General features: G+C 68.7%; 11 protein-coding genes. All 11 read right to left on the bottom strand.

Annotated elements, in window-relative coordinates; translation table 11 throughout:
- Window positions 1-11: 11 nt before the first annotated feature.
- The 11 genes from ACQUSX_RS13620 to pta all read right to left on the bottom strand — a co-directional run bounded on the left by ACQUSX_RS13620 (window position 12) and on the right by pta (window position 15,483).
- Window positions 12-641 carry a thymidine kinase gene (locus ACQUSX_RS13620; RefSeq protein WP_428907444.1) on the bottom strand — a complete coding sequence of 210 codons (630 nt, stop codon included), beginning with the start codon at window positions 639-641 and terminating at the stop codon, window positions 12-14.
- A gap of 10 nt (window positions 642-651) precedes the next feature.
- Entirely contained in the window at window positions 652-2,124 is a 1,473-nt protein-coding gene (locus tag ACQUSX_RS13615) for a malate:quinone oxidoreductase (RefSeq protein ID WP_428907443.1), read from the bottom strand.
- A gap of 42 nt (window positions 2,125-2,166) precedes the next feature.
- Window positions 2,167-3,237: an aspartate-semialdehyde dehydrogenase gene (locus ACQUSX_RS13610; RefSeq protein ID WP_428907442.1), complete on the bottom strand. Its 1,071-nt coding sequence runs from the start codon at window positions 3,235-3,237 to the stop codon at window positions 2,167-2,169.
- Window positions 3,238-3,364: 127 nt separating this feature from the next.
- Complete coding sequence (locus tag ACQUSX_RS13605; RefSeq protein WP_428907441.1) at window positions 3,365-4,651, bottom strand: aspartate kinase; 1,287 nt, start codon at window positions 4,649-4,651, stop codon at window positions 3,365-3,367.
- Window positions 4,652-4,738: 87 nt separating this feature from the next.
- Window positions 4,739-5,662 (bottom strand): DMT family transporter, encoded by a 924-nt coding sequence (locus ACQUSX_RS13600; RefSeq protein WP_428907440.1) that lies wholly within the window; start codon window positions 5,660-5,662, stop codon window positions 4,739-4,741.
- On the bottom strand, window positions 5,659-6,252 hold the full coding sequence (gene recR, locus ACQUSX_RS13595) for a recombination mediator RecR (RefSeq protein ID WP_428907439.1): 594 nt from the start codon (window positions 6,250-6,252) through the stop codon (window positions 5,659-5,661). Before recR ends, ACQUSX_RS13600 begins: the two co-directional genes overlap by 4 nt.
- Window positions 6,252-8,714, bottom strand: coding sequence for a DNA polymerase III subunit gamma and tau (locus ACQUSX_RS13590; RefSeq protein WP_428907438.1), 2,463 nt, complete (start codon window positions 8,712-8,714; stop codon window positions 6,252-6,254). The genes recR and ACQUSX_RS13590 overlap by 1 nt, the downstream gene beginning before the upstream one ends.
- A 64-nt stretch (window positions 8,715-8,778) precedes the next feature.
- Window positions 8,779-11,268 carry a glycoside hydrolase family 65 protein gene (locus ACQUSX_RS13585; protein ID WP_428907437.1) on the bottom strand — a complete coding sequence of 830 codons (2,490 nt, stop codon included), beginning with the start codon at window positions 11,266-11,268 and terminating at the stop codon, window positions 8,779-8,781.
- The gene (locus tag ACQUSX_RS13580) at window positions 11,265-12,032 is read right to left on the bottom strand and encodes an HAD family hydrolase (RefSeq protein WP_428907436.1); all 768 of its coding nucleotides are present in this window, start codon (window positions 12,030-12,032) and stop codon (window positions 11,265-11,267) included. The genes ACQUSX_RS13585 and ACQUSX_RS13580 overlap by 4 nt, the downstream gene beginning before the upstream one ends.
- A 125-nt stretch (window positions 12,033-12,157) precedes the next feature.
- Complete coding sequence (locus tag ACQUSX_RS13575; RefSeq protein WP_428907435.1) at window positions 12,158-13,381, bottom strand: acetate/propionate family kinase; 1,224 nt, start codon at window positions 13,379-13,381, stop codon at window positions 12,158-12,160.
- Window positions 13,378-15,483, bottom strand: a complete 2,106-nt coding sequence (pta, locus tag ACQUSX_RS13570; RefSeq protein ID WP_428907434.1) for a phosphate acetyltransferase — start codon at window positions 15,481-15,483, stop codon at window positions 13,378-13,380. The genes ACQUSX_RS13575 and pta overlap by 4 nt, the downstream gene beginning before the upstream one ends.
- Between the last annotated feature and the right edge of the window lie 4 nt (window positions 15,484-15,487).

Below are 15,487 nucleotides of genomic sequence, written 5' to 3'. Positions count from 1 at the left end.
CTCAGCGCGGATCAGCCGAGGACGCCGCCGGACTCCTCCAGATAGCAGTTGCCGCACAGCGACTCGTACGTCACCGCGGCGCCGTCGATCGCGACCTGGTCGCCATCGAAGACGAAGCGGCCATCGATCACCCGGCCGTTGAACACGGCCTTGCGACCGCACCGGCAGATCGTCTTCAGCTCCTCCAGCGAGTGCGCGATAGCCAGCAGCCGCGCCGACCCGGGGAAAGCGTGGGTGCGGAAGTCGTTGCGGATGCCATAGGCCATCACCGGGATGCCGTCGAGCACCGCGATCCGGAACAGGTCGTCGATCTGCTCCGCCGACAGGAACTGCGCTTCGTCGATCAGCAGGCAGGCGACATCACCCGGCTCCGCGGGAAGCAGCTCGTCCTGACCCTCGTTTCGGACGCGCTCGCGCTCACCCGCGAACAGCTCGCGCGCGTCGTCGGCGGCGCCGATCAGGAAGTCGACCTCGCGGGTCACGCCGAGACGGCTCTCGATCTGCGAGGCGCCCTTCGTGTCGATCTCGGGCTTGGCCAGCAGCACGCGCTGACCGCGCTCCTCGTAGTTGTACGCGGCCTGGAGCAGCGCCGTCGACTTGCCGGAGTTCATCGCGCCGTAGCGGAAGTACAGCTTCGCCACGGTGGCTCCGTCAGGCCGTGAGCGAGAGGGTGGATGCGGTGGTGCTCATCGACTGCTCGGCCGCATCCGCATCGTCGTTGAGCTTCTCGCCCATGGTCGGGATGAGGTCGCGAAGCGCGGGTTCCCATCCGGCGTACTGCTCGGGGAAGCACCGCTTGAGCAGGCCGAGCATGATCGGCACCGCCGTCGATGCCCCCGGCGAGGCGCCGAGCAGTCCGGCGATGCTGCCGTCCTCGGCCGCGACGACCTCGGTGCCGAACTGCAGCACGCCGCCCTTCTCGGGGTCCTTCTTCATCACCTGGGCGCGCTGGCCGGCCTGGATGAGCTTCCAGTCGCCGTCCTTCGCCGTGGGCATGAACGTTCGCAGGCTGTCGACCTTCTTGCCGTGGTTCTTCACCAGCTCGCTGACGAGGTAGGTGATCAGATCCGGGTTGGCGAACGCGACCCGGAGCATCGGCCACAGGTTGTGCGCGCGCACCTGGCCGACGATGTCGAACCACGAGCCGTTCTTGAGGAACTTCGGGCTGAACGTCGCGAACGGTCCGAACATCAGCGATGCCTCGCCGTCGACGACACGAGTGTCGAGGTGCGGCACCGACATCGGCGGCGCGCCGACGGATGCCTGCGAGTAGACCTTCGCCTTGTGCTGCGACACGATCGCCGGGTCGGACGTCTTCAGGAACTGTCCGCCGATCGGGAACACGCCGTATCCCTTGATCTCGGGGATGCCCGAGCGCTGCAGCAGCTTGAGCGCCCAGCCGCCGGCTCCGACGAAGACGAAGCGGGCCTTGACCTGGCCGGGCGTGCGGCCGATGGTGCGGCGGTGCTTGACCAGCCAGGTGCCGTCGGACTGACGCTTGAGGCCACGCACCTCGTGGTCGGTGTACACCTGCACGCCGGAGTCTGCGAGGTGGTCGAAGAGCTGGTGCGTCAGCGCACCGAAGTCGACGTCGGTTCCCGACGGCACGCGGGTCGCCGCGAACGGCTCACCCTTACGGCGCTTCTGCATGAGAAGAGGCGCCCACTTGTTGATGACACGGGAGTCCTCGCTGTACTCGATGCCCTCGAACAGCGGCTGCTGCTTGAGCACCTCGTAGCGCGCCTTGAGGAAGTTCACGTCCTTCTCGCCGCGCACGAACGTCATGTGCGGCGTGGAGTTGATGAACGTTGACGGTCCGTCGAGAACGCCGCGGTCGACGAGCGTCGACCAGAACTGGCGACTCTGCTGGAACTGCTCGTTGATCGAGATCGCCTTGGCGGGGTCGAGCGAGCCGTCCTTGCCCTGCGGCATGTAGTTCAGCTCGCACAGCGCCGCGTGCCCGGTGCCCGCGTTGTTCCAAGGGTTGGAGCTCTCCTGCCCGACGTCGCTGAGTCGCTCGTAGGCGACGATCTTCCAGTCCGGCTGCAGCTCGTGCAGCAGGGTACCCAGCGTGGCGGACATGATGCCCCCACCGATCAGAACGACATCGACGGTTTCAGTCACCGAATCAGTCTAGCCGTCAGTTCCGGCCTGCCTCTCCGCGCGTCAAGCGGTCGGCACGAGCCGTCGAGTGAGCTCCTCGGCGATCTGCACGGCGTTCAGCGCGGCGCCCTTGCGCAGGTTGTCGTTGCTGATGAACAGCACGAGGCCCTTGCTCTCGGGTGCGGACTGATCGGCGCGGATGCGACCGACGAAGCTCGGGTCCTTGCCGGCTGCCTGCAGCGGCGTCGGGACCTCGTCGACGACGACGCCGGGAGCGGATGCCAGGACCTCGTACGCCCGAGCGGGAGTGATGTCGTTCGCGAACTCGGCGTTGATCGAGAGCGAGTGGCCGGTGAACACCGGCACGCGCACGCACGTGCCCGCGACGCGAAGGTCCGGCAGGCCGAGGATCTTGCGGCTCTCGTTGCGGAGCTTCTTCTCCTCGTCGGTCTCGTTGTCACCATCGTCGACGACCGCGCCGGCCATCGGGATGACGTCGAATGCGATCGGGGCGACGTAGTTGTTCGGCTGCGGGAAGTCGATCGATGAGCCGTCGTGCACGAGCCGCAGGGTGTCGCCCTGCGCGAGCACGCCCTCGACCTGTCCCAGCAGCTCCTGTGCCCCGGCGAGACCCGACCCGGAGACGGCCTGATACGTGCTGACGATGAGGCGCTCGAGACCGGCTTCGGCGTGCAGCGCCTTCAGCACGGGCATCGCTGCCATCGTGGTGCAGTTCGGGTTGGCGATGATGCCCTTGGGACGCTCGTCCATGGCATCCGGGTTCACCTCGCTGACCACCAGCGGGACCTCGGGGTCCATCCGCCACGCGCTGGAGTTGTCGACGACGACCGCGCCGGCGGCGGCGAACTTCTCGGCGTAGGCGCGGCTCGCGGTGGCGCCGGCGGAGAACAGCGCGATGTCGATGCCCGTGGCATCCGCCTTCTCGACATCTTCGACGATCACGGTCTCGCCGCCGTACTCGATCGCGGTCCCTGCGGAGCGGGCCGACGAGAACAGGCGCAGCTCGCGAATCGGGAAGTCGCGCTCGGCGAGGATGTCGCGCATCACGGTGCCGACCTGGCCGGTGGCACCGACGATCGCGAGGGAGAATCCGGAGTCGGAGATACGGGTCATGGAATGAGTCCTTGGCGTGGAGACGAGATACGCCAGGCTCAGTCCCAGGGTGCGGTGACTGCGCCTGGCGCCGATGTCAGGGTTGCCGTGAGTCTACCCGCTCACCCGAGCAGTTCGGGCCCGTGGGTCAGCGGCCGGTGCCGGCGTGCACGACGGCCTCGATCTCACTGTCGAGCCCGTAGGCTGCGTGCACGGTGCGGGCGGCCTCGGCGAGGTCGGAGCCTCGCAGCACCACCGAGATGCGGATCTCGGAGGTCGAGATCATCTCGATGTTGATGCCGCCTTCGCTGAGCGCCTCGAACAGGATCGCCGAGACGCCGGAGTGGGTGCGCATGCCGGCGCCCACGACCGAGAGCTTTCCGATCTGGTCGTCGTGCAGCAGATTCTCGAAGCCGACTTCGCCCTGCTCGACCGAAAGCGCCTTGAGCGCCGCCGGCGCATCGGCCTTCGGCAGCGTGAATGAGATGTCGGTGCGGCCGGTGGACGCCGCCGACACGTTCTGCACGATCATGTCGACGTTGGCGCCGGACTTCGAGACGATCTTGAAGATCTCGGCGGCCTTGCCCGGCACATCGGGCACTCCGGTGACCGTGATCTTCGCCTGGCTGAGGTCGGTCGCGACTCCGGCGACGATGGGCTCTTCCATGACTTCTCCCTCGGATGCACGCGGGGCGGTCATGCCCTCGCCAAGAACGTAGGTGCCCTCTGCCGACGAGAACGTCGAGCGGGCGTGGATCAGCACGCCGTGACGGCGGGCGTACTCGACGGCGCGGATGTAGAGCACCTTGGCGCCGTTGGCCGCGAGCTCGAGCATCTCCTCGCTGGAGATGCGGTCGAGCTTGCGCGCGAGCGGGATGACCCGCGGGTCTGCCGTGTAGATGCCGTCGACGTCGCTGTAGATCTCGCAGACGTCGGCCTTGAGCGCCGCGGCGAGTGCCACCGCGGTCGTGTCGGAGCCACCGCGGCCGAGCGTGGTGATGTCGCGGGTGTCGCGGTTGAAGCCCTGGAATCCGGCCACAATGACGATCGCGCCCTCGTCGAGGGCTTCGCGCAGACGCACCGGCGTGACATCGACGATGCGCGCCTTCCCATGGTGGGAGTCGGTGATCATGCCGGCCTGGCTGCCGGTGAACGAGCGCGCCTCGAAGCCCATCGAGTGGATGGTCATCGCCAGCAGAGCCATCGAGATGCGCTCACCGCTGGAGAGCAGCATGTCGAGTTCGCGCGGCGCCGGCAGCGGGGCGACCTCGTGGGCGAGCTCTAGCAGCTCGTCCGTCGTGTCGCCCATCGCACTCACCGCGACGACGACGTCGTGTCCGGCACGACGAGTGTCGACGATGCGCTTGGCGACGCGCTTGATGCTCTCAGCGTCGGCGACGGACGAACCGCCGTACTTCTGCACGATCAGGGCCACGATCACTCCCGGGGACAGCGGGCGGATCCGCCCACGGACATTCTACGGATGGCATCCATGCACCTGAGCGCATGTGTCGCATCACGATCACTGGAGAGGAGGCGGTGCCGCGGGAGCGCGGGGCCTGAGACGGCCGCCGGTGGCGGCGAACCAGCATCCGATCAGCACGATCGGGAGGCCGATGACCAGGCCCGGCGTGATCGGCTCGGCGAGGAACACGGTGCCGAGAACCAGTGCGACGATCGGGTTGACGTAGGTGAACAGCGGCGCGCGCACGGGGCCTACCTCGCGGATCAGGGCGAAGAACGCGACGAACGCCACAGCCGTGCAGATGACGCCGAGCAGCACGAGCGAGACGGTCGAGCGCAGCGTCGGGACTTCGTGCTGAGTGACCAGCGCGAACGGCAGGTAGCCGAGCCCGATGCCCATCAGAGCGAGGGTGATCGTGCCGATTGATGGCACGTCCGAGAGCTTGTAGGCGATCACGAACGGGGCGATGGCATACAGCAGCGCGGTGAGCAGGATCTCGCCGATCGCGAAGGCACTCGCCCCGTCGCGCGGGAAGAGACCGGGGCCCGCGACGACGACCGCGACACCCGCGAATCCGACCAGCAGGCCGCCGAGGCGCACGGGCGCGAGGGCGGAGCGGTCGCCGCGCAGCAGCGCGATGATCACGGCGAACAGCGGCACCGTGGCGACGAGGAGCCCGGTGAGGCCTGATGGCAGCTGCGTCTCGGCGTGACTGAGCAGCAAGAACGGTCCCGCCATCTCGATCAGCCCGAATGCGAGCACCCACGGCCAGTGCTTCCAGGCGGCCCTGAGCGCACCGGCGCGGATCGCGAACGGCAGCAGCACGAGAGCACCCAGCAGCGTTCGCGCCGAGACCACCGCGGGCGGTGAGTACGAGGCGACGGCCTCTTTGATGAACAGGTAGGTGATGCCCCAGACGACCGCCATGACGGCGAACAGCAACCACCCCTTCCGGGTGAAGCCCGGGTGCTGCGCGTTCACAGCCTCCGTCGGCCTTCGAAGGCGCGACCGAGCGTCACCTCGTCGGCGTACTCGAGGTCGCCTCCGACGGGAAGACCGGATGCCAGTCGCGAGACCGTGATGTCCATGCTGGTCAGCAGCCGGCTGAGGTAGCTGGCGGTCGCCTCGCCCTCGAGGTTGGGGTTCGTGGCGAGGATGACCTCCTGCACGGTGCCGTCGGCCAGCCGGCTCATCAGCTGTGCGATGCGCAGGTCGTCGGGGCCGATGCCCGCGATCGGGCTGATGGCTCCGCCGAGCACCTGGTACAGGCCGCGGAACTCGCGGGTGCGCTCGATCGCGGCCACGTCCTTGGCGTCCTCGACGACGCAGATCAGCTCTGGATTGCGGCGCGGGTCGCGGCAGATCGCGCAGCGATCCTGCTCGGAGACGTTGCCGCAGATCTCGCAGAAGCGCACGCGGGCGCGCACCTCGGTGAGCAGTTCCGACAGGCGTGCGACGTCGAACGACGGTGTCTGCAGGATGTGGAACGTGATGCGCTGCGCGGACTTCGGTCCGATCCCGGGGAGTCGGCCGAACTCGTCGATCAGCTCTTGAACGATGCCGTCGTACATCAGTTGAACCTCGTCGGGGGCTGGTATGGCTCCTCACGAAGGAACTTCGCGCCGAGCACCTGTCGGATCACTGCCTCACCGCGCCGCTCGACCCCGTCGACCACGCGCGACGCCGATGCCTGTGGGGCGCGCGCGGACTGCTGTGGTGCGGATGCGGGGCGCTGGGCGGGCGCGGATGACTGGGCGAGAGCCGGTGACTGTGCGTGCACCGGCGTCGAGGGGCCGGATGCCTGTGACGGGCGACCCGGTCGCGCTGCGGGCGGCTCGTCGTACATCGGGTCGTACGGCGGCTCGTCATCGTACGGCGGGTGATCGTCGTACGGCGGCACATCTTCGTCGGGCAGCGGGGGCGCGTCCATCCTGTCGATGGTTCCGTCGACGGGAGGGCGGGGAGCGGAGGCCGCAGCCTCGACCTCGGCGGGCTCTTCGTCGACGGGGAACTGCTGCTGCGCGGCGGGCGACGCAACCAGCGTCGCGGACCGCGCGGCTGTCTCGACTGCGGCGGCGGGTGTCACGACTTCCGCGGTAGGTGCCGCGGATGTCGGAATCGGTGCGACCGCCCATTCGGTGACGGCTGCAGACGACGGTCGCGAACCGCCGGAGCCGCCCTTCTCCGCACCCCCGTTCGAAGGGCCGCCGTTCGGCGGTGAACTCGGCGGGACGCTCTGCTGCGGGGCGCTCTGCGATGGCGTTCCGGCTGCGGGATCCGGTGCGCTCATCGGATTCGCCCAGCCTGCGGCGGGAGCGTCGTCTCCGGCGCTCGGTGCCGTGCGGGCGGGAGCGGATCCAGTCGGAGCGGGGCCCGAGGGCGCGGCCGCTCCCCCGCCTCCGCCGCCGGGAGGCAGCGGTGCGGGACGGTACTTCACGGTCACGCCGAGCTCCTGCTCGATGGCGGTGCGCAGGTGGTCCGAAGGCCCCTTGCCGGGCGTCGAGCCCTTGAAGCGGGTGACGTCGCTCGGGCTGGAGAATCCGAGCGTGAGCACCTCGCTCTCCGCGTCGTAGGCAAGCGGCTGGATGCTGGTCGCCATCAGCCAGGATGTGCGGCTGATCGATTCGAGCCTTTTCAGCACGGCGGGCCACGCACCGGAGATCCGCTCGATCGTCACCGGGCCGGTCGGCTCGGGCGCAGCCGCCTCGGCCACATCAGGCTCGGGCGCAGCCGCCTCGGCCACAACAGGTTCGGGCCCAGCAGTCCGGGGTGCAGCAGTCTCGGGTGCAGCAGCGGGCGCAGAATCAGCGGACTCGGTCGAAGCAGTGGGCTCCGGCGCAGAAGCCTGTTTGGGCGCGGGTGCGGGCGGCGTGGGCTTTACGGACGCAGGAGCAACCGCAGCACCAGCACCGGCCGCACTCGCAGCATCCGACAGCGCCCCGGCAAGCACGCGAGCGACCATCAGCTCGAGGTGCAGCCGTGGTGAGGTCGCTCCCGTCATGTCGTCGAGCGCGAGGCTGACCAGATCGGCTGTGCGAGACAGGCGGGCCGAGCCGAAGGCTGCGGCCTGCGACTGCATCCGCTGCATCTCATCGGCCGGGATGCCGCGCAGCACGGCCGACGCGCCGTCGCCGACCGCGGCGATCACGATCAGGTCGCGCAGCCGCTCGAGCAGATCGTCGACGAAGCGACGCGGATCCTGTCCGGTCTGCACGACGCGGTCCACGGCGGGGAATGCCGCTGCGGCGTCATCCGCGGCGAGAGCGTCGACGATCTCGTCGAGCAGCGCGGCGTGCGTGTAGCCGAGCAGCGCGACAGCGCGCTCGTACGTCACGTTGCCCTCCTCGGAACCGGCGATCAGCTGGTCGAGCAGCGAGAGCGTGTCACGGGGAGAGCCGCCGCCGGCGCGCACGACGAGCGCGAGCACCCCCTCGGCGACCTGCACGCCCTCCTCGGCGCACAGCTTCTCGACGTACTCGAGCATGGCCGCGGGCGGCACCAGCCGGAACGGGTAGTGGTGCGTGCGGGAGCGGATGGTGCCGAGCACCTTCTCGGGCTCGGTCGTCGCGAAGATGAACTTCACATGCGCCGGCGGTTCCTCGACCAGCTTCAGCAGAGCGTTGAAGCCCTGCGGCGTCACCATGTGCGCCTCGTCGAGGATGAAGATCTTGAACCGATCGCGGCTGGGAGCGAACGTGGCGCGCTCGCGCAGATCGCGAGCGTCGTCGACGCCGTTGTGACTGGCCGCGTCGATCTCGACGACGTCCAGCGAGCCACCACCGGCGCGCGACAGCTCGACGCAGCTCGGGCAGACGCCGCACGGGGTGTCGGTCGGGCCCTCGGCGCAGTTCAGGCAGCGCGCGAGGATGCGGGCTGACGTGGTCTTTCCGCATCCGCGCGGGCCGGAGAACAAGTACGCGTGGCCGACGCGATCACCACGAAGGGCGGTCATGAGCGGATCAGTCACCTGGGACTGCCCGATCATCTCCCCGAAGGTCTCGGGCCGGTAGCGGCGGTAGAGAGCTGTCGTCACCCGTCCAGCCTACGGCGTGCCGCCGACGTTGACTTCTGCGAGGAGCGTGGGGAGCGCGCGCGGATCAGTCCTCGAAGATGCCCACGATCGGGATCGTGGTCGTCGTCACCGGCACGGATGCCGACAGACGCGTGCCATCGTCGCGACGGGCGTCCTCGATCTGGCGCAGCGTCGGGCGTCCTGGCCGCAGCGGGCCCTGACCGGCCAGCGCGACGACGGCCGGCTCCCCCACCGCGGCCCGGTGCGCAGCACCCCGCACGGTGAAATCGACGGCGTCGCCGGAGCGCACCTCGACGCGCAGCGCGTCGCGGGTGAGCGTGACCTGCACATCCGACCCCAGCCACTGCAGCGGGTACGACAGCTCGGGCCAGTCGGCGGGCAGTCGCGGGTCGAAGCTCAGCTCACCGCTGTGATCGCGCATGCCGCCGAAGCCGCTCACCAGCGTCGTCCAGATCCCACCGGCGGATGCCACGTGCACACCGTCGGCGGCGTTGTGGTGCAGATCGCCGAGATCGACGTACAGCGCGTGCTCGAAGTACTCCCGGGCGAGATCCTGATACCCGACCTCAGCCGCCATGATCGACTGCACGACGGCGGACAGCGTGGAATCCCCCGTCGTCAGCGGGTCGTAGTACTCGAAGTCGGCGAGCTTCTCCTCCGGCGTGAAGTGGTTGCCCTGCAGGAACAGCGCCAGCACGACGTCCGCCTGCTTGAGCACCTGGAACCGGTAGATCACCAGCGGGTGGTAGTGCAGCAGCAGCGGGCGCATGTCGGCCGGCGTGCCCTCCAGATCCCAGACCTCCCGCTCCAGGAAGAAGGCATCCTGCGGATGGATCCCCAGCGACTCGCTGTACGGGATGTGGATCGCCTCGGCCGCACGCTCCCAGGCGTCGCGCTCACCGGCATCCAGCCCCGTCCGCTCCACGAGCGCGTCGTACGCCGCGGGATCCTTCTCAGCCATCTCGCCGACGATGCGCGCCGCGAAGCGCAGGTTGAAGCGCGCCATCACGTTCGTGAACAGGTTGTCGTTGACGACGGTGGTGTACTCATCGGGCCCCGTGACGCCGTGGATGTGGAACGAGCTCTCGCCGTTCGTCCCTCGCCAGAATCCGAGGGTCGCCCACAGCCGCGCCGTCTCGACGGCGATGTCGGCGCCTTCGCGGCGCAGGAAGTCGAAGTCTCCCGTGGCGCGCACGTACTTGCCCAGCGCGAAACTGACATCGGCGTTGATGTGGTACTGCGCGGTGCCGGCGGCGTAATAGGCTGAAGCCTCTTCGCCGTTGATGGTGCGCCAGGGGAACAGCGCACCGGCCTCGTTCAGCTGAGACGCGCGCCGACGGGCGGCCGGCAGCATGAGCACCCGCGCGCGCAGCGCGTTCTTCGCCCACTGCGGGGAGGTGTAGGTGAGGAACGGCAGCACGTAGATCTCGGTGTCCCAGAAGTAGTGGCCGCTGTAACCCGATCCGGTGAGCCCCTTGGCCGGCACCCCGTTGCCGTCAGCGCGCGAGGCCGCCTGCGCGAGCTGGAACAGGCACCAGCGGGTTGCCTGCTGCAGGTCGTCGTGACCGGCGATGCGCACATCCGAGCGCGCCCAGAACGCGGACAGCCATTCCGACTGAGCCTCGAAAAGGGCATCCGCACCCTCCACCGCGACGCGGTCGAGCGAGCGGCGGCAGCGATCCACCAGTTCACGCGGGGGCACCCCGCGCGAACTGTGATAGCTGACGATCTTGCTGATACGGATCGGCACGCCCGCCTTCGCCTGAACACGGAACACGTTCTTGGCGATGTCCGGCTCGATCAGCGAGCGGGCGCTGTATTCGTTCTCGGTCTCGATGATGTGGTCGGCGACGACGGCGACGGTCATCCCCGAATCGGTCACCCGGTACGACAGCGCCGAACGCAATCCGTCCTGCCAGTACTCGACCGGCTGCAGCACCCGCTCGGTGATCTTCTCGGCCTTGCGCGGGTCGAAGCCCTTGTGCTCCGACTTCGACGCCATCGGGTCGCCCGCGTAGATGCCCGCGCCGTCCTGACGGTTCAGCAGCTGGCAGCTGATCGTCACCGGGGCGTCCGCATTCTCGACCGTCACCTCGAGTCGCAGCACGGCGAGGTGCCGCTCATCGAAGCTGACCATCCGCTCGTCGCGCATGCGCACCCGCTTGCCGGACGGCGTGACCCACACGACCTCGCGCGTGACCACGCCCGTGCGCATGTCGAGCTCGCGCGAGTAGTCGTGCATCTCGGTCTCGTCGAATGACAGCGGCTCGTCGTCGATGTAGACCCGCATCACTTTCGCATCCGGGGCGTTGACGATCGTCTGCCCCACCTCGGCGAAGCCGAACGCCTGCTCGGCGTGCCTGATCGGCCACGTCTCGTGCAGCCCGTTGATGAAGGTGCCGTGCTCGTGCGCACCCCGGCCCTCGATGTGGTTGCCGCGCAGGCCGAGGTAGCCGTTCGCGACGGTGAAGACGGTCTCGGCGACACCGTCCTCCTCATACCGCGACTCGATGAGTCGCCAGGGGTCGACGGGGTAGCGGTCGCGGTCGATCACTTCGGCCCTCTCCGGTCGCTCAGTGCATCGCCTGCGTTCTCCAGCAGGCGGGCAAGGTCATCGACGATACAGGTTGCGCCGGCTGCGCGCAGAGTCTCCGGTCCCGCGCCGCGGTCGACGCCGACGACGTCCGCGAAGCCGGCGGATGCAGCGGAGGCGACACCGGCGACGGCATCCTCCACGGCGACAGCCGCCGCGGGGTCGACTCCCAGCATCCGAGCGCCTTCGAGGAACATGTCCGGCGCGGGCTTGGAGGCGAGGTGATCGCGCTCGGCGACGATCCCGTCGACGACGATGCGGAAGAACTCTCGGATGCCCGCGCTGGTGAGCACCTCCTCGGCGTTCTTCGAGCTCGACACGACGCCCATCGGGATGCCGACGTCGCGCAGGCTCTCGAGCAGCGCCAGCGAGCCGGGGAACGGAGCGATGCCCTCGCTGCGGAGTGCTGCGGCGAAGGCGGCGTTCTTGCGGTTGCCGACGCCGCAGATCGTCTCGGCCTCGGGCGGATCGGTGACCTCGCCCCACGGGATCTCGACGTTGCGGCTGTGCAGCAGGCTGGCGACTCCGTCGTAGCGCTTCTTGCCGTCGACGTACGCGTAGTAGTCGGTGTCGGTGTACGGCTCGGTGATGCCCCAGCGTGCGAAGACCTCGTCGAACACCTTCTGCCAGGCGCGCATGTGCACCTCGGCGGTCGGGGTCAGCACTCCGTCGAGGTCGAAAAGCACACCACTGGTGCGGTGCAGGTCTGGCAGTTGTTCAGGCACGGTTCCTCCTGGCTCAGATATGCGGACTGGCGGGTGTGCGGACTGGCGCGGGTGTGCACGATCAAGCGTAGTGAAGTCGGCGGCGGGTTCTCTGCCGGTTGTGCCGGATGCCCGGGTGCCGGCGCTCAGATCGCGCTGAGGGTCTGGCGCGCGATCTCGAGTTCTTCATCGGTGGGGACGACCAGCACCGCGACGCTCGAGTCGTCTGTCGAGATGCGTCGGATGCCACCGCCGCGGGCGGCATTGCGCTCGGCATCGATCTTCACGCCGAGGAATCCGAGGGTGGCCAGCGCATCCGCGCGCACATCGATCGCATTCTCGCCGACGCCAGCGGTGAAGGAGATGACGTCCACGCCGCCGAGCTGCGCGATGTACGCGCCGGCGTAGGCGCGCAGCCGGTGGATGTAGACGTCGTAGGCGAGCGTAGCCGCCTCTTCGCCGGCTGCGCGGCCCGCGAGGATGTCTCGCATGTCGCTGCGTCCGGCCAGTCCCAGCAGTCCGCTGCGCTTGTTGAGCAGGTCGTCGAGTCGCTCTGCGCCGAGCCCGGCGCGACGCTCGAGGTGCAGCAGCACGGCGGGGTCGATGTCGCCGGTGCGGGTGCCCATCACCAGACCCTCGAGCGGTGTGAACCCCATCGAGGTCTCGACTGAGCGGCCGCCGTCGATCGCCGTCACGGATGCGCCGTTGCCGAGGTGGAACACGATCTGGCGCAGGTCTGCCAGGTCGCGGTCGAGGAACGAGGCGGCCTGCTCGGAGACGAACTTGTGGCTCGTGCCGTGGAATCCGTAGCGGCGGATGCGATGCTCGCGGGCGACGTCGGCCGCGAGCGCATAGGTGTACGCGGCGGGCTCGAGTGTCTGGTGGAATGCGGTGTCGAAGACTGCCACGTGCGGAACATCCTGGAACGCGGTCTTCGCCGCCCTGATCCCGGCCAGGTTCGCCGGGTTGTGCAGCGGCGCCAGCACGATGAGGTCTTCGATGTTGATCTCGACGAGCGGCGTGACCACCGTGGGTTCGAAGAACCGCGCGCCGCCGTGGACGACGCGGTGCCCAACAGCGACAGGCGGATGCTGGTCGAGCGACGGCCCGTGCTCGGCGAACTGCGCGAGCATGACCGCGAACGCCTCGTCGTGGTCGGCGATGACCCGCTCTTCGGAGTGCTTCACGTCGAGCACCGTGGGCACGGGTTCGCCGGGTTCGGCGATGACACGGGCGGTGTGGGAGATGATCCCACTTCCCTGGCCGATGCGCTCGATCAGGCCGCTGCCGAGTTCGAGCCCCCGGTCCGGATCGATCAGGCTGTACTTCAGCGACGATGATCCGCTGTTGATGACCAGGACGACGCTCATGCGCTGACTCCCTGCGCCTGGATGGCGGTGATCGCGACGGTGTTGACGATGTCTTCGACCAGCGCGCCGCGCGAGAGGTCGTTGATCGGCTTGTTCAGGCCCTGCAGCACGGGGCCGATCGCCACGGCTCCCGCCGAGCGCTGCACGGCCTTGTAGGTGTTGTTGCCGGTGTTGAGATCCGGGAAGACGAACACCGTCGCGCGCCCGGCGACCGCGGAGTCCGGCAGTTTCGTCTTCGCGACGGCTGCGTCGGCCGCCGCGTCGTACTGGATGGGTCCTTCGACCGGCAGCTCGGGCATCCGCTCGCGCACCAGCGCCGTCGCCTCGCGCACCTTGTCGACGTCCGCACCCGAACCGGACTCCCCCGTCGAGTACGACAGCATGGCCACGCGCGGATCGATGCCGAATTGCTGTGCGGTCGCGGCGGATGAGATGGCGATGTCGGCGAGCTGGATGCTGGTGGGGTCGGGGATCACGGCGCAGTCGCCGTAGACGAGCACGCGGTCGGCGAGCGCCATCAGGAACACACTGGAGACGACCTCGACACCCGGCTTGGTCTTGATGATCTCGAACGACGGGCGGATGGTGTGCGCGGTCGTGTGGGCAGCGCCCGAGACCATGCCGTCGGCGAGGCCCAGATGGACCATCATCGTGCCGAAGTACGACACGTCGGTGACGGTGTCGGCTGCCTGCTGAACGGTGATGCCCTTGTGCGCGCGCAGTCGCGCGTACTCGGCGGCGAAGGTCTCGACGAGCCGTGGGTCGGTGGGGCTGAGCACCTGCGCCTCGCCGATCTCCAGTCCCAGCGAAGCCGCGCGGGTGCGGATCTCGGTCTCATCCCCCAGGATCGTCAGGTCGGCGACGCCGCGGGCCAGCAGGATCGCTGCGGCGCGAAGGATGCGATCGTCGCCACCTTCGGGCAGCACGATGCGCTTGCGCTGACTGCGGGCGCGCTCGATGAGTCCGTACTCGAACATCAGCGGCGTGACGACGGTCGACTGCGCCAGGCCCATCTCGATGGTCAGCTCGGCGATGTCGACGTGGGTCTGGAACAGGGCGAGCGCGCTCTGGTAGCGCTGGATGCTCTCGGCCGTGATGCGTCCTCGCGTGTTCATGATGCGCACGGCTGTGTCGTAGGTGCCCAGGTCCGTGGCGATGATCGGGATGCTGACCCGGAAGCCGTCGAGCAGCTGCACGATCGGGTCGGGCAGCTCGAACGGGCCGTTGATGACGATTCCGGCCAGGTCAGGGAAGGTGCCGGATGCGGCGGCGAGCAGCGTCGCCAGCAGCGTCTCGGTGCGGTCGGCGGCGATCACCACGACAGCGCCCTCGGTCAGTCTGGGCAGCACGTTCACCATCGACATGCCAGCGATGACGATGCTGTACGCGTCGCGGCCGAGCAGCTCATCGCCGCCGCGCACGAGCCTGCCATCAACCGCCTGCAGGATGCCGCGCATCGACGGCGCGACGAGCGCGCGATCCTCGGGGATCGCCCAGACCGGAGTGCGTCCGTCTTCGACGCGCTCGATGATCTCGGTGAGCGCGTCGGGCTCGGCGCGGTTGACGATGACGGCGAACAGCTCCGCGCGCTCGGCCGCGAGCTCGGCCATGGCGAGCGCGGCGATATGCTCCACCTGGGCGGGCGTCCGCGCCGTGGTGGTGCCGAGCTGCTCGGCCTGGTTCTGCCGGTCTCGGCCCGAGAGCACGAGCAGCACGGGCACTCCGAGGTTCGCAGCGATGCGCGCGTTGAAGCCGAGCTCGGCGGGTCCGGCGACGTCGGTGTAGTCGCTGCCGATCACGATCACGGCGTCGCACTGCGCCTCGACGGCCTTGAAGCGGGCGACGATCGTGGCGAGCGCTCGGTCGGCATCCTCACGCACGTCGTCGTAGCTGACGCCGATGACGTCGTCGTAGTCGAGCTGCACCCCGTCGTGGGCGAGCAGCAGGTCGAGCACGAGATCGCGCTCCGCGGTCGAGCGGGTGATCGGGCGGAACACCCCCACTCGAGGCGATACGCGCATCAGGGCATCGAGCACGCCCAGCGCGATCGTGGACTTGCCGGTGTGCCCTTCGGCGGACGTGATGTAGATGCTGCGTGCCACCCCT

Source organism: Microbacterium alcoholitolerans, from assembly GCF_050408615.1.
Taxonomy (GTDB): domain Bacteria; phylum Actinomycetota; class Actinomycetes; order Actinomycetales; family Microbacteriaceae; genus Microbacterium.
This window is presented reverse-complemented; position numbering and strand designations above follow the sequence as displayed.